The organism is Flavobacterium flavigenum (assembly GCF_027111255.2).
Taxonomy (GTDB): Bacteria; Bacteroidota; Bacteroidia; order Flavobacteriales; family Flavobacteriaceae; genus Flavobacterium; species Flavobacterium flavigenum.
In genome coordinates this window covers 3,918,397-3,941,633 of record NZ_CP114285.2, presented here as the reverse complement: position 1 = coordinate 3,941,633, position 23,237 = coordinate 3,918,397, and the positions used below count along the sequence as shown (strand labels likewise).

Annotated in this window: 19 protein-coding genes, 2 tRNA genes and 1 pseudogene; 10 read left to right on the top strand and 12 right to left on the bottom strand. The window is 34.4% G+C overall.

Annotated features, from left to right (window positions below):
* Positions 1-144: 144 nt before the first annotated feature.
* The 4 genes from OZP09_RS16405 to OZP09_RS16390 are packed head-to-tail and all read right to left on the bottom strand — an operon-like array spanning position 145 to position 2,875.
* On the bottom strand, positions 145-651 hold the full coding sequence (locus OZP09_RS16405) for a DUF6702 family protein (RefSeq protein ID WP_281309668.1): 507 nt from the start codon (positions 649-651) through the stop codon (positions 145-147).
* Positions 648-1,403, bottom strand: coding sequence for a BamP family beta-barrel-assembly machinery protein (gene bamP / locus OZP09_RS16400; protein ID WP_269234779.1), 756 nt, complete (start codon positions 1,401-1,403; stop codon positions 648-650). Before bamP ends, OZP09_RS16405 begins: the two co-directional genes overlap by 4 nt.
* Positions 1,393-2,118, bottom strand: coding sequence for a carboxypeptidase-like regulatory domain-containing protein (locus OZP09_RS16395; protein WP_281309667.1), 726 nt, complete (start codon positions 2,116-2,118; stop codon positions 1,393-1,395). Before OZP09_RS16395 ends, bamP begins: the two co-directional genes overlap by 11 nt.
* Positions 2,105-2,875, bottom strand: coding sequence for a hypothetical protein (locus OZP09_RS16390; protein ID WP_269234776.1), 771 nt, complete (start codon positions 2,873-2,875; stop codon positions 2,105-2,107). Before OZP09_RS16390 ends, OZP09_RS16395 begins: the two co-directional genes overlap by 14 nt.
* Positions 2,876-3,034: 159 nt before the next feature.
* Here OZP09_RS16390 and pepE point away from each other — a divergent pair, with 159 nt between their 5' ends.
* Entirely contained in the window at positions 3,035-3,742 is a 708-nt protein-coding gene (pepE, locus tag OZP09_RS16385) for a dipeptidase PepE (protein ID WP_269234775.1), read from the top strand.
* 47 nt (positions 3,743-3,789) lie between these two features.
* On the opposite strand, the gene OZP09_RS16380 is transcribed toward pepE, so the two are convergent.
* A tRNA-Gly gene (locus OZP09_RS16380) sits at positions 3,790-3,862 on the bottom strand.
* 93 nt (positions 3,863-3,955) lie between these two features.
* Positions 3,956-4,028, bottom strand: a tRNA-Gly gene (locus OZP09_RS16375).
* A gap of 135 nt (positions 4,029-4,163) precedes the next feature.
* Here OZP09_RS16375 and OZP09_RS16370 point away from each other — a divergent pair.
* On the top strand, positions 4,164-4,601 hold the full coding sequence (locus tag OZP09_RS16370) for a GNAT family N-acetyltransferase (RefSeq protein WP_269234774.1): 438 nt from the start codon (positions 4,164-4,166) through the stop codon (positions 4,599-4,601).
* A 1-nt stretch (position 4,602) separates the two neighbouring features.
* Entirely contained in the window at positions 4,603-6,183 is a 1,581-nt protein-coding gene (locus OZP09_RS16365) for a L,D-transpeptidase family protein (RefSeq protein WP_269234773.1), read from the top strand.
* Here OZP09_RS16365 and OZP09_RS16360 read toward each other — a convergent pair.
* Positions 6,172-6,897 carry a murein L,D-transpeptidase catalytic domain family protein gene (locus OZP09_RS16360; RefSeq protein ID WP_269234772.1) on the bottom strand — a complete coding sequence of 242 codons (726 nt, stop codon included), beginning with the start codon at positions 6,895-6,897 and terminating at the stop codon, positions 6,172-6,174. The genes OZP09_RS16365 and OZP09_RS16360 overlap by 12 nt on opposite strands.
* 453 nt (positions 6,898-7,350) lie before the next feature.
* Here OZP09_RS16360 and gpmI point away from each other — a divergent pair, with 453 nt between their 5' ends.
* A complete protein-coding gene (gene gpmI / locus OZP09_RS16355) occupies positions 7,351-8,868 on the top strand; it encodes a 2,3-bisphosphoglycerate-independent phosphoglycerate mutase (RefSeq protein ID WP_269234771.1) in 1,518 nt (505 codons plus the stop codon).
* Positions 8,869-8,933: 65 nt separating this feature from the next.
* Here gpmI and OZP09_RS16350 read toward each other — a convergent pair whose 3' ends face one another.
* Positions 8,934-10,187: a DUF445 domain-containing protein gene (locus tag OZP09_RS16350; protein ID WP_281309666.1), complete on the bottom strand. Its 1,254-nt coding sequence runs from the start codon at positions 10,185-10,187 to the stop codon at positions 8,934-8,936.
* A gap of 188 nt (positions 10,188-10,375) precedes the next feature.
* On the opposite strand from OZP09_RS16350, the gene map reads away from it, so the two are divergent.
* The 6 genes and pseudogenes from map to apaG all read left to right on the top strand — a co-directional run bounded on the left by map (position 10,376) and on the right by apaG (position 17,298).
* Entirely contained in the window at positions 10,376-11,194 is an 819-nt protein-coding gene (map, locus tag OZP09_RS16345; protein WP_269234769.1) for a type I methionyl aminopeptidase, read from the top strand.
* A gap of 69 nt (positions 11,195-11,263) precedes the next feature.
* Positions 11,264-11,667: pseudogene (locus OZP09_RS22685) on the top strand (GxxExxY protein).
* Between the two features lie 41 nt (positions 11,668-11,708).
* Complete coding sequence (locus tag OZP09_RS16335; protein ID WP_269234768.1) at positions 11,709-12,482, top strand: class I SAM-dependent methyltransferase; 774 nt, start codon at positions 11,709-11,711, stop codon at positions 12,480-12,482.
* A 117-nt stretch (positions 12,483-12,599) separates the two neighbouring features.
* Positions 12,600-15,500 carry a DEAD/DEAH box helicase gene (locus tag OZP09_RS16330; protein ID WP_269234767.1) on the top strand — a complete coding sequence of 967 codons (2,901 nt, stop codon included), beginning with the start codon at positions 12,600-12,602 and terminating at the stop codon, positions 15,498-15,500.
* 75 nt (positions 15,501-15,575) lie between these two features.
* Positions 15,576-16,829: a type IX secretion system plug protein gene (locus tag OZP09_RS16325; protein ID WP_269234766.1), complete on the top strand. Its 1,254-nt coding sequence runs from the start codon at positions 15,576-15,578 to the stop codon at positions 16,827-16,829.
* 82 nt (positions 16,830-16,911) lie between these two features.
* Positions 16,912-17,298, top strand: a complete 387-nt coding sequence (gene apaG, locus OZP09_RS16320) for a Co2+/Mg2+ efflux protein ApaG (protein ID WP_110348906.1) — start codon at positions 16,912-16,914, stop codon at positions 17,296-17,298.
* Here apaG and pdeM read toward each other — a convergent pair.
* From pdeM to OZP09_RS16300, 4 genes are all read right to left on the bottom strand, one after another.
* Positions 17,295-17,933 (bottom strand): ligase-associated DNA damage response endonuclease PdeM, encoded by a 639-nt coding sequence (pdeM, locus tag OZP09_RS16315; protein ID WP_349293602.1) that lies wholly within the window; start codon positions 17,931-17,933, stop codon positions 17,295-17,297. The genes apaG and pdeM overlap by 4 nt on opposite strands.
* Positions 17,934-17,938: 5 nt before the next feature.
* Positions 17,939-20,398 carry a ligase-associated DNA damage response DEXH box helicase gene (locus OZP09_RS16310; RefSeq protein ID WP_269234765.1) on the bottom strand — a complete coding sequence of 820 codons (2,460 nt, stop codon included), beginning with the start codon at positions 20,396-20,398 and terminating at the stop codon, positions 17,939-17,941.
* 104 nt (positions 20,399-20,502) lie between these two features.
* The gene (locus tag OZP09_RS16305) at positions 20,503-22,104 is read right to left on the bottom strand and encodes an ATP-dependent DNA ligase (protein ID WP_281309664.1); all 1,602 of its coding nucleotides are present in this window, start codon (positions 22,102-22,104) and stop codon (positions 20,503-20,505) included.
* Positions 22,105-23,169, bottom strand: a complete 1,065-nt coding sequence (locus OZP09_RS16300; protein WP_269234764.1) for a ligase-associated DNA damage response exonuclease — start codon at positions 23,167-23,169, stop codon at positions 22,105-22,107.
* Positions 23,170-23,237: the final 68 nt, after the last annotated feature.

Below are 23,237 nucleotides of genomic sequence, written 5' to 3'. Positions count from 1 at the left end.
ATTATTTTTATTGGTCCATATGTAATTCGCATATCATGATTGGCAATTGAAACCCACTTCTGAATGATGCTCATTTCATAAATATTTTTGGAATTTTTTGAAGCCGTGAAAATAGCAATTAAAACAACAATCTTACTAAGTTCATTAATACTTTAACACTTCTTTCCTTGAAGATTCTGTAAAAAGAACACTTCTTTTGGTCGCAAATGCTGAAATATGTGTAATATTTTGCTGTTCAGCATTCCAGTCTGTTAAAATAGTGTTTGTAATTTCTAATGTCTTGAGTTTTTCAACTCCCGTAATTTTCGAATAGCAAACTAAGACATCATCTGCTTCCAGCTCTTTAGACAAAAAAACAATGGTTTTTGGCTGACCGTTTATTTTAATACTGAAATTTTCTGAGAGGTATCTTTTTAGCAAATCAAGATCTGCCTGGGTTTCTTTTTCAGTTCCAATAAATGTTTTTTTATGGTACTTTTTTTCGATTCCGTTATTCAGGTCATCCACAAATATCCTTGACGTAATCTGGACCATTTTTTTTTCAGCTACATAATTCACCTGAAAAATGCCCATGTAGAATTTATGAAATACAAAAGAAGACAGCGATAAAAATAGTATTCCGATTAAGAAATAAATGGCATTCTTTTTCATTTCTTATTTACCTCAGCTTTTTTGAAGTCTTTGTTTTTATTGATCATAAAATCCATTAATTCAAATTTTTGATCTTCTTTTAAATGCCTTTTAGATTCAGAGTCATTAGAGCAGTACATTAAAAACAAATCAATCTCATCTTCTTTCAAACCTAATGTTTTGGTATAAAAATCCTTAGTAAAATTATCTTTCGCATATGCAACAAAAGCTATATCAGTTATAACTTCCTCTTGAACCTCTTTATCTTTACTAAGCAGCTTTTTCAAATCTTTAAAAATTCTCACAAAGTCAGTTCCGTATTTAATTGTCTGATCAGAATACATTGCTTTATTTTCAGGGGTTGACTGGCTATCATCTTCAAACTGCGTATCGACAATGCCCTGAGAACCGCCCTGCAGGGATTTTACTTTTAATTCTTTATGAACCAAAACTTCTTTTAATTCAACATTTACTAAATCCAAAGGCACTGAAAAAAGTACTTCTGCACAGTCTTTTTCTGTAAGCACTATTTTTTTAGACTGAAAAGACATGCCTGTGAACAACAAGGTATCTTTAGGTCTTGCCATAATATCAAACAATCCTTGTGGCCCTATAAATGTTCTTTTATTCGCATTTATATTCATCACATTACCTGTTTCGATGGGGATAGAACTGTTAATTACCTGACCATGTAAAGGTTTTCTTGAATTCGTCTGACCTGTTATAAATTGACAAAATAAACAGACTACAAATATTCCTAATTTATTTTTCATTTTCTATGATTTTTAGATATTCCTGAGCAAGACCTGTTATTAAAAACATACTCATTGTTTTGTTCTTAGTATTCAAAGATACAGCAAATTCAGGACTTTCCACGCAATAAAGCTGAAATCCTTTAATATGTTCTAACGGAATTTTAAGTCGATCTGTATAATAATTTTCCTCAAAGAGATATTCTAATTTTCTAAAAAGAACCTCTTTCTTCTCAATTTTAGCCTCTTTTTTCAGCATGGCAGTTCTTCCTGAAATAGAATTTAGTATTTTATCCACTGAGGTTGATGTTGCGGTATAAATTTTTCTTTCAGCCGGAGTATATTTTTTTTGCCCATGCGGAATAATTCCGAGGTTTTCTGCTGTAATATTAGCATTCTCATTTACAATCACTTCTTTTAACTCAATTTCTTTTGCTGCCATTTTTATCCGAAGTAGCTTTTCTTGTAAATCTTCAGCACCAATCCGACGTTTTAACGGTTCTAAATTTACTGAAGAAAAAACTAAAACATCTCCTTCTTTTGCCACAATAGAAAACAATCCGTTTACATCTGAAACCGCCGTAACCTGTGTATTATTATTAATAATGTTTACACCATCAACAGGAGTAGACTGCTTAAGAATCTGACCCTGGATTTCTTTAGCACCAGAAGTTTGCCCAAAAGAAATCTGAACAATAAAAATTACAATGATATATAGTATATTATTTAGCTTCACCGGCAATTATTTCTTTATATTTAACTGCTAATTCTCCCAGTAAAAACTCAGTCGAAGTTCTATTTTTCGAATCCAAAATTTTTGTAAAATTTTCATTTTCAACAGCATAATATTCAAAACCTTTTACATATTCAAGAGGAATTTTTAACCTGTCTACAAAATGATCCACCGTGAACATTTTTTCTAAAAGTTTCATGAAAAATTCTTTTTTCTCAACAGCCACTTCTTTTTTCAACATTGCAGTACGTCCTGAAAAAAAATTGAAGATCGGATCCGCAGAAATAGAGCCTCCGGCCATCATATTTTCGGTATTTGCAGTAGGATTTAAAGCTGTGGCTGTATGCAATTTCCTTTCAGCTTCTGTATAACTTTTTTGCCCGGAAGGAACAATTCCCAGAGCCACGGCATTGATGTTATCGTATCGCTTAATGATCACTTCCTGCAACTGATGCATCAGAAGATTTAATTTCACTGTAAAATCAAGATCTGAAAAATTCTCCGGTGTTAATAAAACTCTGTTTTCTTTAAACTGAATCGATGAAAAAACAAGCGTATCACCACTTTTAGCCATTATAGAAAAATATCCATCAGGAGTAGTATTTACCATTGCCTCAGTCTGCGTATTAATAACATAGACACCTTCCAGATCATTTGTATATGAAATAATTCTTCCTTTTAAAATAGTACGCTCGCCATGCTGAGACCAGCCATTCTGAAACAAAAACAATACTAAAAAACAAATAATCTTGCCAATCAAAATAAAAAATTTAGAATTATTCTTAAAAATGTAAAAATATCCTAATATGTTCCAAATTACTATTAACGGCTTTATAAAAATATGTTAATTAAAATCAGCTTTTTAACAGTGGCAACTTTCATTTTTAATATCTTTAAACCTAAAATCATTTAGAATTTTATGAAAAATGTTATTATTGCCAGCACTTCTACTTTACACGGAAGCAGTTATTTAGAATATTTATTACCTACCCTGCAATCGCATTTTGCAAACTGTAAAACTATTTTATTCATACCTTATGCTCGCCCAGGAGGAATTTCTCATGAAGAATACACACAAAAAGTGGCTGCAGTATTTCAAACCATTACTATTTCAGTAAAAGGGATTCATGAATTTGAAAATCCCGAAACAGCTATAAAAAATGCCGAAGGAATATTTACTGGCGGAGGAAACACCTTTTTATTGGTTACGCAATTATACAAAAACAATATCATGCAGCTTCTTTCTGAAACAGTGAAAAACGGAACACCATATCTGGGAACGAGTGCCGGAAGTAATATTTGCGGACTTTCGATGCAGACAACCAATGATATGCCTATCGTTTACCCTCCAAGTTTTCAAACTTTAGGTTTGATTTCTTTTAACCTGAATCCGCATTATTTAGACCCTGAAGATAATTCTACCCATATGGGAGAAACGAGGGAAGAACGCATCCAAGAATATCATGCATTTAATACAATTCCGGTTTTAGGACTGAGAGAAGGAAGCTGGCTTAAAGTAAAAGGAGAAAAAATTACTCTGAAAGGAAATTTATCAGCCAGATTATTTAGGCAAAATCAGCTTCCGGCAGAATTAGGACCTGAAAGTGACCTGAGTGGTTTAAAATAGGATATAAAACAAAAAATCCTCAAACAAATTGTTTGAGGATTTTGAAGAGCGAAAGACGAGGCTCGAACTCGCGACAACCAGCTTGGAAGGCTGGAGCTCTACCAACTGAGCTACTTTCGCATTAACAGGGTGCAAATATAAATAATTAAATTATTTAAAAAAATAAAAAACTAAATTATTTAAATTTAAAATCTAAACCTAAGTTTCGATTAGAGCGAAAGACGAGGCTCGAACTCGCGACAACCAGCTTGGAAGGCTGGAGCTCTACCAACTGAGCTACTTTCGCATTACTGTGGTGCAAATATAAAAAATAAGTAAGCTTTAAAACAAGCTTTTTTTGAAAAAAAATAAATTAAAAATCACTATTTTTAGTAATCTATTTAAAATTAAAATGTTATAGCTTTGTTTTTTTATTCCAAACATGACATTAATTAAAGAAATATCCTCTCAGGAAACTTTTATTTTACGACATCCTGTCCTCAGAAAAGGAAAACCCATCGAAACCTGCATTTTTGACGGCGATGATTTACAAACAACACATCACTTCGGATTATTTGATAATTCAGATTTAACAGGAATAATTTCGTTATTCCTTAAAACCAATCCTATATTTGCAGAAAATTTACAAGCACAGATTCGCGGCATGGCTATTGCAGAAGCACATCAGAAAAAAGGTCATGGAGAAGCTCTTGTTAAACATTGTGAAGCATACTGTATTTCAAACGGATTCCATTTAATATGGTTTAATGCCAGAGTGGCTGCTGTTGGTTTCTATAAAAAAATGGGATACGAAGTCAAGGGAAATTCTTTTGAGATCCCAGGTGTTGGAGAACATTATTTAATGTACAAAAAAATATAAAATGAATAAATTTTACTTTCTATTATTATTGTTTGTTGTTGTAAGCTGTAAAAAAGAACAAAAAAATACCCCTAAAATAAAAAAAGCCTTGCCTGCCATTGTAATTACAGATGCAAGGACAGTTGACATTGATACTGCACTTATAAATTCGTATAAAAGCGAAACATTAAAACAATTTTATCTTTCATCTGCTAACAAAACGATTTGGGGAAATCTTAAAAAAAGAACCTACATCTTGTCACAACTGAAAAAATCAGATGAATTAGGCCTGAATCCAAATGATTATCGGGTAAAAAAGATGGATGTGTATGAAAAACAAATTGACAAATTAAATAATAAACAGCTCGCTGAATATGATCTGTTGCTTACACATAATTTTGAAAAATATGTGACCCATTTATATGAAGGAAAATTAAATCCTAAGTATTTATATCGTGACTGGGCACTTGAAGACAAGGATTTAGACATCAATGCTGTTTTAGTAAAAAGTTTCAACCGTAATACTTTAGATAGTTTAGTTGAAAACATTCAGCCGAAAACTGAAACTTATAAACAATTACTAAAAGCCTTGAAACTTGTCAATGCTTTTCCTTCTGATAATGTAAAATTGATTGAATCAGCAGAAAAAATAAAACCAAATGATACTAATATTGCTTTAATAAACATTAAAAAGAGACTTCTTTACTGGAATGACATGTCAGAAAACGACAGTTTGACAAGAATCTATGACAACAAAACATTTGAAGCGGTAAAAAAATTCCAAGCCAGACATGGTTTAGTTGCCGATGGTGTCATTGGAGCGAGTACTATCCATCACCTAAATTTTTCTAAAGAAAAAAGAAAGCATCAAATTATTGCGAATCTGGAGCGTTGGAGATGGTACCCAAACGAATTAGCAGAAAATTACTTTATAGTAAACATTCCTGATTTTAAATTGCATGTTGTAGAAAATAATGATACTACAGCGGTGAGAAATGTAGTTGTCGGAACTAGCAAAAGAAAAACTCCGGTTTTAACTTCTACTCTTAAAAGTATTGTTTTTAACCCAACCTGGACAGTCCCTCCCACCATTTTAAAAGAAGATGTGGTTCCTGCAATGAAGCGCAATCGAAATTATTTAAAAAACAAGAATATCACGATTTATGACAGAGCCGGACACGAAGTCGACCCTGCAAACTGGAACATCAACAAACCCAGAAGCTATCGATATATCCAAAAACCGGGTTATTACAACTCCCTTGGGTTAATAAAAATTATGTTTCCTAATAATTATAGCGTGTATTTGCACGACACCAATCACAGAAATTACTTTGAAAGAAGCAACCGTTCCTTAAGTTCTGGCTGTGTGCGTGTTGAAAACCCTTTAGAATTAGCACAGCATATTTTAGATGATTCTAAAAACTGGTCTAAAGAAAAAATAGACACTATTATTGCACGTAAAAAGACAACTAGCATTAGAATTACCAAGAAATACAAATTATACCAATGGTACTGGACTGCCTGGACCGAAAAAGACCAGTTAATTTTTAGATACGATGTCTATGATCTTGATGAAGACTTATATTCCAAATTAAGAAATTAGCTCTTGTTCCATCATAAAACTTCTTGACGGGTGATAGATATACAGGCATGACTTCCCTTTTATGGTCTGAATAATATCGTCTGTCAATTCAACAGGAACAGCAGGGCAACCCTGGCTTCTGCCTAGTCTTTTATGGGCTCTGATAAAAGATTCAGAAACATAATCGGCACCATGCATTACAACACCTCTTTTACGGGCCTGATCATTTATACCTCTTTCTAAACCATCTAATCGCAATGAAGCACCATGTTTACCCTGATAAATTTCACCCGTAGCATAAAAGCCGAGACTGCTTTTAAATGAAGAATTTACATTTGAAAATGCAGAAGCAAACTCTTCTCCGGTATTCATTCCGTGAGCCACAAGAGACTGGAACAAAATTGTATTAGAGGACAAATCGATTACCCAAAGGCGTTTTAGATTTGATGACAAACTAAAATCAATTAAAGTCAAGATATCTTTTTGGATAACTCCTTTTTCTTTCAATAAGTAAAACCCTTTTAAGGCTTCAGTAAATGTTTTTAGTTCAGGAAGAACAAAACTATTTGTATTTAATGTGTTATAAATATTCTCAATTTTAGTATCAATTACAGAACGTTTTTCAACTTTTGCGATACTCATTGCTGTTACAGTTTTAGTCTCAGCAGTATTTTTAGAATCTGTACCAAATGACAAAAACAAAAACAGAATTGCGGGATAAATCTTATAAATCATTGATTTCGTTTAGGTTATACATAACTTGAGGTAGGGCAAATGTAAAACTTATTTATAATTATGTAACACTATATCACTAAATTAGGTGATATTTATTCAAAATTTAACAATTAATCGCAATAGAAGTTAAGGAAACTTAAACATTTGATTGTTTTTTGCAGGAATTTACCTTGCTTTTAAAATATCTTTCAATTGTGTCAAGTAACAATCTACAGAAAAAGGTTTTCAAACGCATTTTAAATCAATGAAGAGCTTTAAAAACAACTTTGACATAATTTAATTGTACATTATATAGTTTAAAACCAAATTGGGTTATGCATTAATTTTAAAAAACAAAGGCTTCTTCAATTAAATTATTATTTTTTTATCATGTTCATTTTATAAAGCATAATTGTAGCAATCACTACTTGCGTGTTTTATAAATGGTTTATCTTTGCCAAAAACTAAAAACCAATGAACAAAAAAGTAATACTTATGATTTTAGATGGTTGGGGAAAATCTCCTGACCCTAAAGTATCTGCAATAGACAATGCAAATGTTCCTTTCATAAACAGCCTTTATCAACATTACCCTAGCGCTCAGCTTCGTACCGACGGATTAAACGTAGGTTTACCGGAAGGCCAAATGGGAAATAGCGAAGTAGGCCACATGAATCTAGGTGCCGGAAGAATTGTTTACCAGGATCTGGCTAAAATAAATTTAGCAGTAGCACATCAGACACTTGCAAAAGAACAAGTTTTGGTCGATGCTTTTACTTATGCTAAAGAAAACAATAAAAAAGTACACTTTTTAGGATTAGTATCTGATGGAGGTGTTCACTCTCATACCTCACATTTACGCGGACTTATTGATGCTTCTCAGGAATATGGTTTAGAAAATGTATTTGTTCACGCCTTTACAGACGGACGTGATGTTGATCCAAAATCAGGAGCTAAATACATTCAGGATTTAGAAAACCATATTAAAGATACTCCTGTAAAAATCGCCTCAATTGTGGGTCGTTATTATGCAATGGATCGTGACAAACGCTGGGAGCGTGTAAAACTGGCTTATGATCTGGTTGTAAATGCAGTAGGAACTCCGTCAAGAAATGCTGTTGCAAGTATTCTTGAAAGCTATTCAAAAGATATTACTGATGAATTTATTGAACCAATCGTAATGGTTGATGAAAACGAAAAACCATTAGCTACAATTGTGGAAGGTGATGTCGTAATATTCTTCAATTTCAGAACCGACAGAGGCCGTGAACTTACTGAAGCACTTTCTCAGCAGGACTTCCACGAGCAAAACATGCACAAATTAAACTTATATTTTGTAACGCTTACCAACTACGATGAAACATATTTAAACGTAAAAGTTGTTTACAATAAAGATAACATTACTGAAACGCTTGGTGAAGTTTTAGAAAAAGCCGGCAAAAAACAAATTCGTATCGCCGAAACGGAGAAATATCCACACGTAACCTTTTTCTTTTCAGGAGGAAGAGAAGTGCCATTTGAAGGAGAATCACGTATTTTAAGAAACTCCCCAAAAGTTGCCACTTACGATTTACAGCCAGAAATGAGTGCTTATGAATTAACTGATGCCCTTGTTCCTGAATTAAACAAAGGCGAAGTAGATTTTGTTTGTTTAAACTTTGCGAACGGCGATATGGTTGGACACACCGGAATCATGGAAGCCGCTATTAAAGCTTGTGAGGCTGTTGATGCCTGCGCAAAACAAGTAATTGAAGCTGCTCTTGCAAACAATTATACAACCATTGTAATTGCTGATCACGGTAACTGCGAAACAATGATTAATCCTGATGGAAGCCCAAATACAGCACACACAACAAACCCAGTGCCGATTATTCTGGTTGACAAAGAATTAAAAAATATTCAAAATGGTGTTTTAGGGGATATTGCGCCTACTATTTTAGAATTAATGGGCGTTCCACAGCCTGAAGCAATGACTTGTCATTCATTACTATAGAAAACCACTTATTTTATTTAATAGAAGAGAGACAAGTTCTAAAATTTGTCTCTCTTCGCTTTTATTTACATTACAAAATAATGGTAAATCCATTCTACGCCATAAATTATAAGACCGATAAATCCGCCTACTAAAGTTCCGTTGATACGGATGTACTGAAGGTCTTTTCCGATTTCGAGCTCTAATTTTTCTGAAACCTCTTTACCATCCCAGCTTTTTACAGTTGAAGAAATTAAATCTCCTATCACCTTTTTATTATTCAGAAGAACAGAAAGCAAATCGTTTTTAATAAAATTATTGATTTTGTCTACCATTATCGCATCTTCTTTGAGTCCGTTTCCAAACTTCTGAATCAGACCCGTAATATTTTCTCTGATTGAAGACTTCTCTCCTTTCTCCAGATCATTTGTAATGGATAATTTTATTTCATCCCAGATTCCATTGATGTAATCCTGAACTTCTTTCTTCCCGGCAAAATCAACAATCAGATTGTTGATTTTAATTCGGGTTTCTTCTGAGTTTTTTACTTTATGAAGGAAATCAGAAATATATTCATCAATTTTTATTCTTACAGCACTGTCGGGATTTTTGGCTTCATCAAGAAACTCCTGCAACCCATTAAAGATACCTTCCGAAATGCTTTTATCAGCAAGGCCAAAACTTAAAAAAGGTGTAGATTGTTTTACTTTCTTTCTAATCAAATCTTTATTATCACTTAGTTCACCACTCATCACTTCAAGAAGATTGGTCAATAATTGGTCTTTTACATTCCCCTTTTGCAGCGGTTCCAATGCCAATGCCACCCAATCTCCGAAATTGATTGCTTCGAGTTTTTCTTTAAACTGAACCTGAATAAATCGCTTTATATCTTCATCTTTTATTGTTTTTAAAACACCCGGAATAAGATTTAACGCTATAGCATCTGCAACTTTATTGGCATTTTCTTCCTGCGAAAGCCAGTCAGAAGCTTTAGTGGCAAAATTAAATTCGTCTAACTTCATTTCCAGCTTTTCACGGTTCAGAAATTCTTCAGAAACAAAATTGCCGAGATTCTCACCAATCTCATTTTTTTTGGTCGGGATAATTGCTGTATGCCAAATGGGAATTCCCATGGGATGACGAAATAAAGCCACAACTGCAAACCAGTCGGCAATGCCACCTACCATCGCCGCTTCACTGAAAGCCTGCAGCATCGGAATTTTAAAATAAATGGCAATTATAAATAACAGAACAGCTACACCCAAAAGTGCCAAAGCGTTTCGCTTCATTTTTCGAAGAGCTCGTACTTTATCAATATCCTGATCTACAATGGTTTTCATGATGAACAAGGTTTTATTACTAATTTATGCCTTTTTTCTGAAATGTTCTTTTAAAAAAATGTTAGAATTCAATAGCTGGATTGATTTTCAAATAATTTATTGGAAATTTTAACACTAATTAATTTCAAAATCAACCTTAAAAAAATAAGATTAAAATTGTACTTTTGCGAACTGAAAATCTGAAAAATATGATTATCCAAAAAACCCGTGAGGAAATAGAATTAATGCGCGAAAGTGCCTTGATCGTATCGAAAACATTAGGAATGATTGCTTCTGAAATCAAAGAAGGAGTTACTACATTATATCTTGACAAATTAGCCGAGGAATTCATTCGTGATCATGGCGCAGTTCCAAGTTTTCTTGGCTTGTACGATTTCCCGAATTCACTTTGTATGAGTCCGAATGCTCAGGTAGTACATGGAATCCCGAATAATACGCCTTTGCAGAATGGTGATGTTATCTCTGTGGATTGCGGCGCTTTCAAAAACGGATATCATGGAGACCATGCCTATAGTTTTGAAATTGGAGAGGTTGCTCCGGAAACCAAAAAACTGTTGCAGGTAACCAAAGAATCTCTGTACGTAGGAATCAGGGAATTTAAAGCCGGAAACCGCATAGAAGATGTTGGAAATGCTATTCAAAAATATACGGAGTCTCACGGATACGGAGTAGTACGTGAATTAGTTGGACACGGATTAGGCCAGAAAATGCACGAAGCTCCTGAAATGCCAAACTATGGTAAAAAAGGCCGTGGAAAACTTTTTGTTGAAGGAATGGTGGTTGCCATTGAACCAATGATCAACATGGGAACAAAAAACATCAAACAACTAAAAGACGGCTGGACAATCCTGACTGCTGACGGAAAACCAAGCGCACATTTCGAACACGACGTTGCTTTAATCGACGGAAAACCAGAAATTTTATCGACTTTCTATTATATCTACAAAGCTTTAGGAATTGAAAGTACTGAAGAAGATGAATTTAGAAGAGTGCCATTGGTTTTATAAGAGTTATTTCACAGAGATTCGCAAAGATAAACACCAAGATTCACAAAATTATTTATTTACAAACCCTAAATGTTTGAAGAAAACAACGAATCTCGTAATAGATTAGATGCAATTACATATAAGATTATTGGTCTTGCAATTGAAGTTCACAAACAATTAGGCCTTGGATTATTAGAATCAGCTTTCAGGAATGTTTGTATTACGAAATAGTAAATGCTGGCTTGGCTATTGAAAGACAAAAAGTTTTAGCAATTATTTATAAAGACATAAAACTTGATCATGGATATCGAATTGATTTATTAATCGAAAACATGATTGTCATTGAATTAAAAACTGTCGAAGCATTTACAGATCTTCATTTTGCACAAATATTGACTTATTTAAAACTAGGAAATTATCTGTTAGGATTACTTATTAACTTTGATTCAAAAATTTTAAAAAATAATATCAAAAGATTTATAAACACTCTGTGAACCTCCGCGCCTCCTTTGTGTAACTCTGCGAAACAACACTCATGAAAAAACTTTTTAAATTAGTACTTAATACAATACCCCGCCCCCTATTAATTCGTTTGAGTTATGTGGCACGCCCTATTTTAGCTTTATCATTAAGAGGAAGCAAATTTACCGATCCTATTGACGGAAAAAGCTTTAAGTCATTTTTGCCTTACGGATACGGAAAACAGCGTAATAATGTGCTTTCGCCAAGCACACTTTCGCTAGAGAGACACCGTTTACTTTGGCTGTATTTAAACGATCAGACCGATTTTTTTACAGCTCCTAAAAAAGTATTGCATTTTGCTCCGGAACAGGCTTTTTACAAAAGATTCCGCAAGCAGAAAAACCTTGATTACACTACAACCGACTTACTTTCTCCTTTGGCAGATGTAAAAGCAGACATTTGTAATTTGCCTTTTAAGGACAATGAATATGATGTTATTTTGTGTAATCATGTTTTAGAACATATTCCGGACGATACCAAAGCAATGCAGGAATTATTCCGGGTTTTAAAACCAGGCGGAATGGCAGTTTTGCAAATTCCACAGGATTTATCCCGCGAAGTTACTTTTGCAGATGATTCTATTACAGATCAAAAGGAACGTGCAAAAATCTTCGGACAATACGATCACGTTCGTGTATATGGTCGCGATTATTTTGATAAATTGAGAAGCATCGGTTTTATTGTTATCGAAGAAGATTACACTAATAAAATTGCACCCGAATTGGTCGAAAAATACTGTCTGGCAAAAGGCGAAATTATTCCGCTTTGCTTTAAACAGGAAAATTAATTTTTTACCCTATAAGTTATAAGTTCTTTTAAAAAGCGTTTTCAAAATAGAAATAATTTGAAAACGCTTTTTTTATGCTAACTCCCAAATTACAAGCCTAAACCAAATCCCTAAAACTTGGAACCTACTAAATTATTTCAGTTTTGTTTTGACATCAGTTTTGAAAAAAATCTGAATACGTATATCCCAACAGCTTATATTGTTGAGAATTCGAGTGAAATAAAATACCTTGACAAAAAGGCAACTAAAGAAATCATTGAAAGTTTCGGAATTGATTTTGACAATTTAGATTCCAATACCAAAAAAATCCTGACAGCCTGTGAATCCTTAAAACCAGAATTTATTTTCAGGAAGTTTGGAGCCAAAATCAAATCGGCAAAAACAATTGCTGATCTGCAAAAAGATTCTAAAATTGAGTTTGCAATCCGTCAGTATTTAAATTTCAATTTAAGTTCTTTTTACGATTTAATTGTGAAAGAACAATTCCCACTATCTTTGAATCTGGGACCTGAAAAAGACTTTTATCGATCAAGAATTGCTATCGAACCTCTTGATTTTGAACCTCATATTCAATTTAACAAACATTCCGAAGGTATTACTTATACCCTTTCTTTAAAAGAAAACAAAACTACTTTTTTACCGATGAATACTAGTGTTACCATTCTTTTGGATGAGCCGGCATGGTTGGTTATTGATAAAAAATTAGGACAATTAAAAGAACTGAATGCTAAAAAAATTACCCCATTTTTAAAGAAAAAATCAATCGAAATTCCATCCAAATTAGTGGATGATTATTTTAAAGGATTTATACCCGAAATAGCCAAAAAAATCGATATTGAAGCAACAGGTTTTGAAATGGAGGTTCGCGATCAGATCATTTCCAGTACAATTCAGCCTGTTTATGATTTCTTTAAAAACTGTTATTACCTCAATCTTTATTTCGATTACAACGGCTATGTTTTTGATGCCGGCAAAAGCAAAAAAACACATTCTTTTGTGGATTTCAGTATTGCTAATGAACCTAAAATAATTCAATTTAAAAGGAGTGCCGTAGAAATTTTATACACGAAAAAATTACTTGAAATTGGTTTAGTTAAAGTCAAAAACGAACTGTTTGGACTTGAAACAGAATCGAATGACCCTTATATCAATATTCAATTGATTATTGACAACAAAGAAAAACTTGAAAGTTTAGGTTTTACGATTCAAAACCTAAAACTCGAAAGCAAAGAAATTATTACAGAAAGCAACACGGTTTCGATTGCAAAAGAAACAAAAGCCGATTGGTTTGATATCAAAATTATAATTACGATTGGCAATTATAAAATCAATTTCAACGAAATAATTCCGAATATAAAAAGCAAGGAAAGGCTTTTTATGCTGCCTGATGGAAACTATTTTTTAATTCCGTTAGAATGGTTCAGTAAATATGGCTCTTTGGCAAAACTGGCCAAAACAGAAAATGGAGAACTGCTTTTACGCAAAAGTAATTTTACAGCTTTAGACGGAATTTCAGAAATCGACAATGATTTGGACCAGATTCATAAGGCTGAATTTACATCTTCAGATTTGCTAAAAGCAACTTTGAGACCCTATCAAATTGATGGAGTAAAATGGCTTTTAGGTCATTTCAATTCTAATCTTGGAGCTTGTCTCGCCGATGATATGGGACTTGGGAAAACGCTTCAGACTTTAGCCGTTTTGGTTTCCGTTCAGGAACAATTAGGCTTTACAACCAAAACTACCAATTTTGATTTGTTCGCAAATGAAACAACTGTCGAAAGAGAACCGCTTAAAGCTTTGATTGTTCTTCCTTCTTCATTAGTTTTTAACTGGTTTAATGAGGCCGGAAAGTTTACACCACACTTTTCTAAAATGCAATATGTGGGGAATGACCGAAAATTTTTAGTAAGCAGATTAGATGCTACCGATTTAATTTTTACAAGTTACAGCATCGTTCATCGTGATATTTCCATTTTAGAAAAATACGATTTTCGTTATCTGATTTTGGATGAAAGTCAATACATCAAAAACAAAAATTCCAAGATTTTTAAAGCCATCAATAAAATCAGTACAAGTCATAAAATAGCGCTGAGCGGTACACCGATCGAAAACTCGCTTGACGATTTATGGTCGCAGATGCAGTTCATAAATCCGGATATTCTGGGAACTTATAATTTTTTCGCAGAAAATTTTAAAATTCCGATTGAGAAAAAACAGAATGAAGAAGTTTTAACCGAATTAAAAAACCTCATCCAGCCTTATATTTTGCGACGAACGAAAGAACAGGTTTTAAAAGATCTGCCAGAATTAACCGAGCAGATTTATTACTGCGATATGGATCCGGAACAGGAAAAATTATACGAAAAAGAAAAATCTAAAGCGCGTAATTTCCTGCTTAAAACCGACGGTTCAAGTCCGGATAAGATCAGCATCATTAACACTTTGATGAAATTGCGACAATTGAGCAACCATCCTAAAATGGTTGATGCCGATTCAGAAATTGACTCCGGAAAATTTATTGCTGTGACGAATTATCTTGAAAATTTAGTCAAAGCAAAACAAAAAGCCATTATTTTCAGTTCGTTTGTTACGAACCTGAATTTCTATACCGACTGGTGCAAACAAAATAAAATAGAGTTTTGTGAAATTACAGGAGAAACCCCAGCAAACAGAAGAGAACAGCAAGTTAAATTGTTCCAGGAAAATGAAAATCGATTATTGTTCTTTATTTCGCTAAAAGCCGGAGGTGTCGGATTGAATATTACTAAAGCTTCTTATGTTTTATTTTTAGATCCATGGTGGAATCCTTTTGCAGAAAAGCAAGGAGTTGCGCGGGCACATCGAATTGGCCAGTTAAATAAAGTCAATGTGATTCGTTTTATTTCGAAAAACACAGTCGAAGAAAAAATTATTACCCTTCAGGAAAACAAAAAACTGTTGGCTGATTCTCTTTTAGAAGAAAGCTACATTAATGATGAACTTGAAGGCAATCTAGCTTATATTTTAGGCTCCTAATAGTTAAATCCAATACAAGGGCATATTTTTCATTATATAAAATTGTTATATTTACAATCTTACAATCTATATAAGATGCCGAAATTTTTATATATAAGCTTTGTTTTTCTTTTTATTTTTACTTTAGCGAAAGCTCAGGAAAAAGAAATAGATCCTCCTTACAATATCAAAACTGTTTCTTTTGTACAGAACGGCAGTAATGTGGTTCCGATATTCGAATTAGGCTCTACATTTCAATTTCAGTTTGATGATTTATTTGGTAACGAAGCCAATTATTATTTTGAAATTGTACATTGCGATTACAACTGGAAACCTTCTGAAATCCCAAAAACAGATTACATTCTTGGTTTTGACAATCAAAGAATTATGGATTATACCAACTCTTTTAATACGCTTCAGATTTATTCACATTACCGCCTTAGTTTTCCTAATCAATTTGCTACACAGTTGAAAATTTCAGGAAATTATATGCTGAAAATCCTTAACGAAGACAGGGAAGTTGTTTTCTCCAGAAAATTTATTTTATATGAAAACCACTGTACAGTAGCTGCTCAGATAAAACGTAGCCGAAACTTAGCCAATATTAATGAAAAGCAGAATATTGATTTTTCGATTTCCTCAAATGATATTGTTTTTCAGACACCTTTACAAAACGTAAAAGTACTTTTACTGCAAAACGGAGATTTTAACACTAGTATAAAAAATATTCGCCCACAATATACAATTAGCAATCAATTGGTTTATAAATATGACGCGGAAACACAGTTCTGGGGCGGAAATGAATTTTTATATTTTGAAAACAAGGATATAAGAGCGGCCAATAATAATGTTGCAAAAGTGAGTTCAACCAGTGATATTTACAGTTCGTTTTTATATACAAGTCCGGCAAGAGCCAATCAAATTTATACCGTTTATCAGGATATAAACGGAAATTTTGTCGTCAAAAACATCAATGGTTCTAATCAGGAAATTGAAGCCGATTATGCCTGGGTATACTTTTCATTGTCTGCTCCGGCATTTCGATTAAATAAAGACATTTATATTACAGGTATGTTCAATAATTATAGCTTATCTCCAGAATACAAAATGGATTATAATGCTGACAAAGGGATTTATGAAAAAGCAGTAATGATCAAGCAGGGTTTTACCAATTTTCAGTACAGGGTTGCTGACAAAAAAGGTGTAATTGATTTTGAGAATGCCGTTGACGGAAATTTTTACCAGACTGAAAACGAATACACTATTTTGGTTTATTACCGTGAAAGTACGGACCGCTACGAAAGAGTTATCGGCAAGGGTAATGCTAATTCATTGAATATTATTAACTAAACATTCTAAAAAAGGATTTCAATCCAATCATTTTTTTTTGTAAGTTTGCACATATAACACACACATATATACTACGTTAGTTATGGTTTCTCAAATAACAAGAGGCATAAAAATATCTGTTTTGACTAGTTTTGAAGGTACTTACTTCAAGAACTACAAGATTCATTTTGCCTTTAGCTATGTTGTTACCATAGAAAATCATAGTAAAGATTCAGTACAGTTAACCTCACGTCACTGGGAAATTTTCGATTCTCTTAACGACCTTGAAGTTGTTGATGGAGAAGGCGTTATAGGAAAAAAACCAGTTTTAAAACCAGGTGAAAATCATACTTACAGTTCCGGTTGTTTGTTATCATCTCCTTATGGTGCAATGAAAGGTCATTTTAATATGATTAATTTTACTACAACAAAAATATTTAAAGTGATAGTTCCTACATTCAGAATGTGTGCTCCATTTGCTTTAAATTAAACCCTGTTTTTTATTTCTATTACTTCTCCCTTTGCAAGGGCGTATACCCTATCATTTTCATCAGGAACTAAATAAAAATTTCCTGTAAATTCTCCAAAAGAAGGAAAAATTAATTGATTCGGTTTTCTGAAAAAGCAAGGCAAACGCAAAAATTGTTTTCCTAAACCTGTTAGTTTTATTCCGGGATGAATATGTCCGCAAAAATTGAATAAATTTTCTCTGTCTGTTGGATGATGCGTCAAAAGAAAATGATCAATTATGAGTTCTGAATAAATTTCGATATTTAAATCCGTATAATTTTTTTTCGAAATAATGTCGTGATTGCCTTCCACTAAAATGATTTTTTGAGTAATTGTTTTGGTCCAGTCTGAAAATAAATTCCATTCGTTATTCATTTTGCTGTGAAATAAATCGCCAAGAAAAATTATAGTTTCGGCATCAAATAATTCCAGAATATTGTTTAACCGGTTAAAATTCTCCTGCACCGCTTTCTCCGGAATCGCCATTCCGTGTTTTCTGAAATGTGATACTTTGCCTAAATGCAAATCCGATATTAAGAGTATTTTTTTTTCTTCCCAGAAAGCCGCGCCACACGGATGCAAAACAAAATTTTGATTGTTAATTGTAATCTTCATGTTCATTATTTCATGTAACTTGCTGTCATTTTTTTAATTCTTTCCGCTAATGTTTCACTGGATAACTTTTCTCTCAGTCGATCTGTAATAATAGGAAAACTAAAAGGTGTTGGCTTTTTGCATTGTTTCCATACTATCGTTTGTTTATTTACTCTTTCCAGAGCCTGAATCAAACGCCCTTCTTCCAGTTGATGTTCAAACGTTTCTGAATACGCCTGCTGAAGCAATAAATTATCCGGCTCATAATCCCTGAAAACTTCAAACAACAATTGTGACCCACTCTGCAAATGTTTTGTTTTAACTGGTTTACCGGGCATTCCTGTAAAAACCAAACCAGCAATTACCGCAATATCCCTGAATTTTCTTCGGGCCATTTCTGTCAAATTAAGGCTTTTTTGCAAATCATGATGCACATATTCAGTAGAAAACAAATTGTTATCAAAAACCGACTGCATATCAATTTCCTGATCCGAAAGCAATTCAAACCCGTAATCGTTATAAGCTAAAGAAAAAGTAATTGGAGACAATAAACTAATCCGGTAAGACAAAATACTGGCTAAAGCTTCATGCACAAACCGACCTTCAAAAAGATAAAAGACGGCATGATACCCTTCTCTGGTTTTAAAAGTTTCTATAAGGAATTCATCCGCATCCGGAACAATACTTTCTTTTCGCTGTCTTGCAAAAATAGGCTGCAAAGCTTTTAATTCGGGAGTCAGATTTTCGCTATTTGCAGCATACAATTCTTCCCGAAGCAACTCACTCATCTGAACAGATAATGCCATACGCCCTCCCATCCAGCTCACTGTTCGGGATTCTTTTTTGGGATCAGCCTTTCGAACCAAAACCTGCATATTTTTTACACGAAATAGCTCTAATCTTTTTCCTGCAAAGGTAAAAACATCACCTGGCTGGAGTTTTGAGGCAAACCATTCTTCAATATTTCCGATATAACCTCCGCTTAAAAATTTAACATTAAGCGATGCATCGCCAACTATGGTTCCAATTTGCATTCTGTGATGCATGGCAATTAACCGGCTATTGATTTTAAATTTTCCGTCTTCTTCAATTTCTACTTTTTTGAACTCATCATACGCCTGAAGGCTCTGACTTCCGTTGGTAATAAAGTTGAGAATCCAGTTCCAGTTTTCTTTGGTTATATTTTGATAACAGAAAGTTTGTCTGACTTCCTCAAAAATAATATCCGGAAAAAAACCGTCTGAAACCGCCAATGTATTCAGGTATTGCACCAAAACATCCCAACTGTTCAGATACGGAATACGGTCTTCTACAATCGTTTTGGCAACCGCTTTTTTCAGTGCCGAAGCTTCAATCAATTCGATTGCGTGAGTGGCAAGAAAATAAATTACACTTTCTTTCCCAGGCTGATGTCCGCTTCTTCCTGCTCTTTGTAGAAAACGCGCAACACCTTTTGGTCCGCCCACCTGAATAATGGTTTCAACAGGAGCAAAATCAACTCCTAAATCCAGACTCGAGGTACAAACTACTACTTTTAATTCTTCATTTCTGATTGCATTTTCAACCCATAAACGGGTTTCCCTGCTGATGCTTCCGTGATGCATTGCCATATCCCCTGCAAATTCAGGATATTTTTCTAAGATTGCCTGAAACCACATTTCGCAGGCGGAACGAACGTTTGTGAAAATTAAAGTGGTTTTGCTTTTCCGGACTATTTTTGCCACCTCATCGATTAAATGTAATCCCATGTGACCACGCCACGGATAACTGTCCATTTTTTCCGGCAGTATCGAAAGCACTTTTATTTTTTTATTGATGTGGGCTTTAATCAAAACCGAATTATTATACGCTTCAGAATCTACACCCAATAATACCTGCTGCGCCAATTCCAAATTGCCTATTGTGGCTGAAATTCCCCAAATACGCATTTTAGGAGCAACCGTTTTCAATCGGGATAAAGCCAGCTCCATTTGAACACCGCGTTTTGTACCTAGTAATTCGTGCCATTCATCCACCACAATCGCTGAACAATTGGCAAAAGTTTTCGCGAATTCTTTGGAGGCTAAAAGCAATTGTAAACTTTCCGGAGTGGTAACGAGCAAATCGGGCATTTTTTTACTTTGCTTTGTTCTTTCGCTTTGTGTTGTATCTCCTGAGCGAATCCCAACTGTCATTTGTGTATCTAAATCCTGAACAATTCTGTCCGCAGCCTGTTTGATTTCTACAGAAAGTGCCCGTAGAGGCGTAATCCAGATGGCTTTTAATCCGGGTTTATGTTTGGTTTTATAATCCGGATTTTTCTTCATATAATCGAGAACTATTGGAAACCACAAGGCATAGGTTTTTCCGCTTCCGGTTGGAGCGTTTAATAAACCATTTTTTCCCTGTAAAAAAGCTGTCCACGTTTGGGTCTGAAAAGGAAAAGCTTTCCATCCCTGAACGTGAAACCAGTTTTCTGCAATTGCGTATAGTTCGTCTCTGTTCATTTTTTTATACAGGTTCAAAGTTGCAAAGGGACAAAGGGACAAAGTTCAACTGTTTTCTAAAGTTTTACTTTGAAACTTTGTTATTTTATCCTTTTGAGCCTTTTTTATGAAATCATACTTTTTAAATCTTCAATTGAATTAGCTTCTTCAATTTTTTTATCGTGCCGCCATCTCAGAATACGTGGAAATCTGGTAGCTACTCCGCTTTTATGTCTTTTGGAAAGTGCAATCCCTTCAAAGCCAATTTCAAAAACCAATTGTGGCGTTACGCTTCTAACCGGACCAAATCGTTCCAGTGTGTTTTTCTTTATAAAATCATCCACTTTTCTGAACTCAGCATCGGTTAAACCGGAATAGGCTTTTGCAAATGTGACCAGTTCTTTTTCGCCCTTGTCGTTGTTCTGCCAAAGTGCGAAAGTATAATCTGTAAATAAATTAGATCTTCTTCCGTGTCCGCGCATTGCATAAGTCAGAACTGCATCAATTACCAAGGGTTCTATTTTCCATTTCCACCAGTCGCCTTTTTTTCTTCCTACCAGATAAGGCGAATTGTTTCTTTTTAGCATTAGTCCCTCACTTTTCATTTCACGGGCACGCATTCTCTCAGTTGTTACCTCTTCCCAGGAATGGAGCAAAACCCTTTCTGACAACTGAAAATGAGGTGTTTTATCTTTTATGGAATCGTATAATTGTTCCAGTAATAATCTTCTTTCTGAATAAGGTAAATTTCGAATATCCTGACCTTCCCATTCTAAAATATCGTATGCTTTTAAAATCACAGGCACTTTTTCAAGTAAACTGGCGGAAATGGTTTTTCTTCCGATTCGGGTTTGCAGATCATTAAAGGTTCCGATTTCTCCTTCTGTAAAAGCTAAAATTTCAGCGTCAATTACAGTTCCGTTTGGAATAATACCGACAAAAGATTTAAACTCCGGATATTTATCAGTAACCAGCTCCTCGCCTCTTGACCAGATATACATTTCATTTTCACGGATAATAGTCTGCGAACGGATACCGTCCCATTTATGTTCAATTGACCAGTCTTCAGGATTTCCAAGAGCATCAACTTCCCCTTCTATTGGATACGCCAGATAAAACGGATACGGTTTTGACAGATAATCATTGCTTTTTTCATCCAGAATTAATTCCTGAAATGTAATGGTATTGGGATCCCAATTTCCCATTAACTTATACGCCAAAGCATCTTCATCGACATCTTCTGCTTTTGACAAGGCTCTGGTCATTAATTTCTGGCTTACGCCGATACGCAAACTTCCGGTAATTAATTTAGTAAAAACAAAGCGTTCGTAATAATTTAAAGCCAGCCAGTTCTCGTGTAAATATTCTTTTTTCTCAATATCTGATTTCTTTCTCAAGGCAATAATCTCCTGAAGGTATTCAGTTAAACTTTTATCCGAATGTTCTTTGGTAGTCGGAATAATCAATGCAATTGTTTCGGCTAAATCACCTACTATATGATAACTTTCCTCAAAAAGCCATAAGGGAATATTCGCCAGTTCATTCGCCCAAATACGTAATAAAGTTGTATTCACTGGTCTTGGCGGACGACGATGTGACAAAATCGCAATCGTCCATACTTTATCTTCCGGCGATGCATTTTTAAAATACGTCGTCAGTGCATCGACTTTTACATTCGTTTTATTCGAACTGTCCAGTGTCTTTATGAGTTGGGCGAAATTTTTCATCTACAATTCCTTATTTTCAGTACTAATCGAAGTTTCATTTTGATCCAATACAACTTCCTTTTCATCTTTTTCCATTTCTGCCGATTCTCCTTCATATTGTGTTTTTTCAGTTCTGGCGTCGTAACCTAATTCCCTTAAATATTTAGAGAAAATATCAGTATAACCGTGCGTACAGATTACTTTTTCTGCTCCTGTAGATTTGATGCTATCTAAAAGCGAATACCAGTCGCAATGATCGCTTAATACAAAACCTTTATCAATAGCACGTCTTCGTCTGGCTCCGCGAAAAGCCATCCAGCCGCTTGCTGCACCTGTTACAAAAGGTGCCATTTTTCTGATCCAGATACTTCCGTGGGCACTTGGCGGAGCGAGAACAATATTTCCCAATAAATCTTCTTTTTTGGTTTCCCTGGTCACTAAGGTTGTTGCCGGAAAATCAACTATAGGACGCAAGACATTTGTCATGTTTTCAATCGCTCCGTGCGTGTAGATTTTACCAATGTCAGTGTCTAAATATTTTAAAAGCCTTTGTGCTTTCCCTAGAGAATAGCCAAAAAGAATTGATGTTTTTCCTTCGGCCTTATTCTCTGCCCACCAATTATTGATATCCGTAATTACTTCTGCTTGTGGAGTCCAATTAAAGGCCGGCAAACCAAAAGTGCATTCCGTGATAAAAGTATGGCATTTTACGACTTCGTAAGGCGTTGAAATTCCATCGTCTTCCGTTTTATAATCTCCGGTAAAAACCCAGACTTCTCCTTTGTGTTCTACTCGAATTTGTGAGCTTCCAATAATATGTCCGGCGGGATGTAATGAGAATTTTACATTGTTAATGACAAACGTTTCTCCCCAATCTTTTCCGGTAACATTTATTTCGCCCAAACGATGCCGAATAATCGGCACATTGGTATGATGCGTAATATAATTTTGATTTCCCCAACGAGAGTGATCAGCATGACCGTGTGTAATAATAGCATTCTTTACCGGCCGCCAGGGATCAAGATACACATCGGCCTGCTGGCAGTAAATTCCTTTATCGTTAAAAGCCAGAAGTGGAATTTTCATAGTCCTATAAATTGAAGTACCTCAAATTTAAACTTTTATACAAACATATGTTTTACAGCCTGACATCA

Coding starts and splice junctions, on each gene's coding strand:
- OZP09_RS16405 (WP_281309668.1), bottom strand. CDS start 651: ATGAAAAAGAATGCCATTTATTTCTTAATCGGAATACTATTTTTATCG.
- bamP (WP_269234779.1), bottom strand. CDS start 1,403: ATGAAAAATAAATTAGGAATATTTGTAGTCTGTTTATTTTGTCAATTT.
- pepE (WP_269234775.1), top strand. CDS start 3,035: ATGAAAAATGTTATTATTGCCAGCACTTCTACTTTACACGGAAGCAGT.
- OZP09_RS16370 (WP_269234774.1), top strand. CDS start 4,164: ATGACATTAATTAAAGAAATATCCTCTCAGGAAACTTTTATTTTACGA.
- OZP09_RS16365 (WP_269234773.1), top strand. CDS start 4,603: ATGAATAAATTTTACTTTCTATTATTATTGTTTGTTGTTGTAAGCTGT.
- OZP09_RS16360 (WP_269234772.1), bottom strand. CDS start 6,897: ATGATTTATAAGATTTATCCCGCAATTCTGTTTTTGTTTTTGTCATTT.
- gpmI (WP_269234771.1), top strand. CDS start 7,351: ATGAACAAAAAAGTAATACTTATGATTTTAGATGGTTGGGGAAAATCT.
- OZP09_RS16350 (WP_281309666.1), bottom strand. CDS start 10,187: ATGAAAACCATTGTAGATCAGGATATTGATAAAGTACGAGCTCTTCGA.
- map (WP_269234769.1), top strand. CDS start 10,376: ATGATTATCCAAAAAACCCGTGAGGAAATAGAATTAATGCGCGAAAGT.
- OZP09_RS16335 (WP_269234768.1), top strand. CDS start 11,709: ATGAAAAAACTTTTTAAATTAGTACTTAATACAATACCCCGCCCCCTA.
- OZP09_RS16325 (WP_269234766.1), top strand. CDS start 15,576: ATGCCGAAATTTTTATATATAAGCTTTGTTTTTCTTTTTATTTTTACT.
- apaG (WP_110348906.1), top strand. CDS start 16,912: ATGGTTTCTCAAATAACAAGAGGCATAAAAATATCTGTTTTGACTAGT.
- pdeM (WP_349293602.1), bottom strand. CDS start 17,933: ATGAAGATTACAATTAACAATCAAAATTTTGTTTTGCATCCGTGTGGC.
- OZP09_RS16310 (WP_269234765.1), bottom strand. CDS start 20,398: ATGAACAGAGACGAACTATACGCAATTGCAGAAAACTGGTTTCACGTT.
- OZP09_RS16305 (WP_281309664.1), bottom strand. CDS start 22,104: ATGAAAAATTTCGCCCAACTCATAAAGACACTGGACAGTTCGAATAAA.
- OZP09_RS16300 (WP_269234764.1), bottom strand. CDS start 23,169: ATGAAAATTCCACTTCTGGCTTTTAACGATAAAGGAATTTACTGCCAG.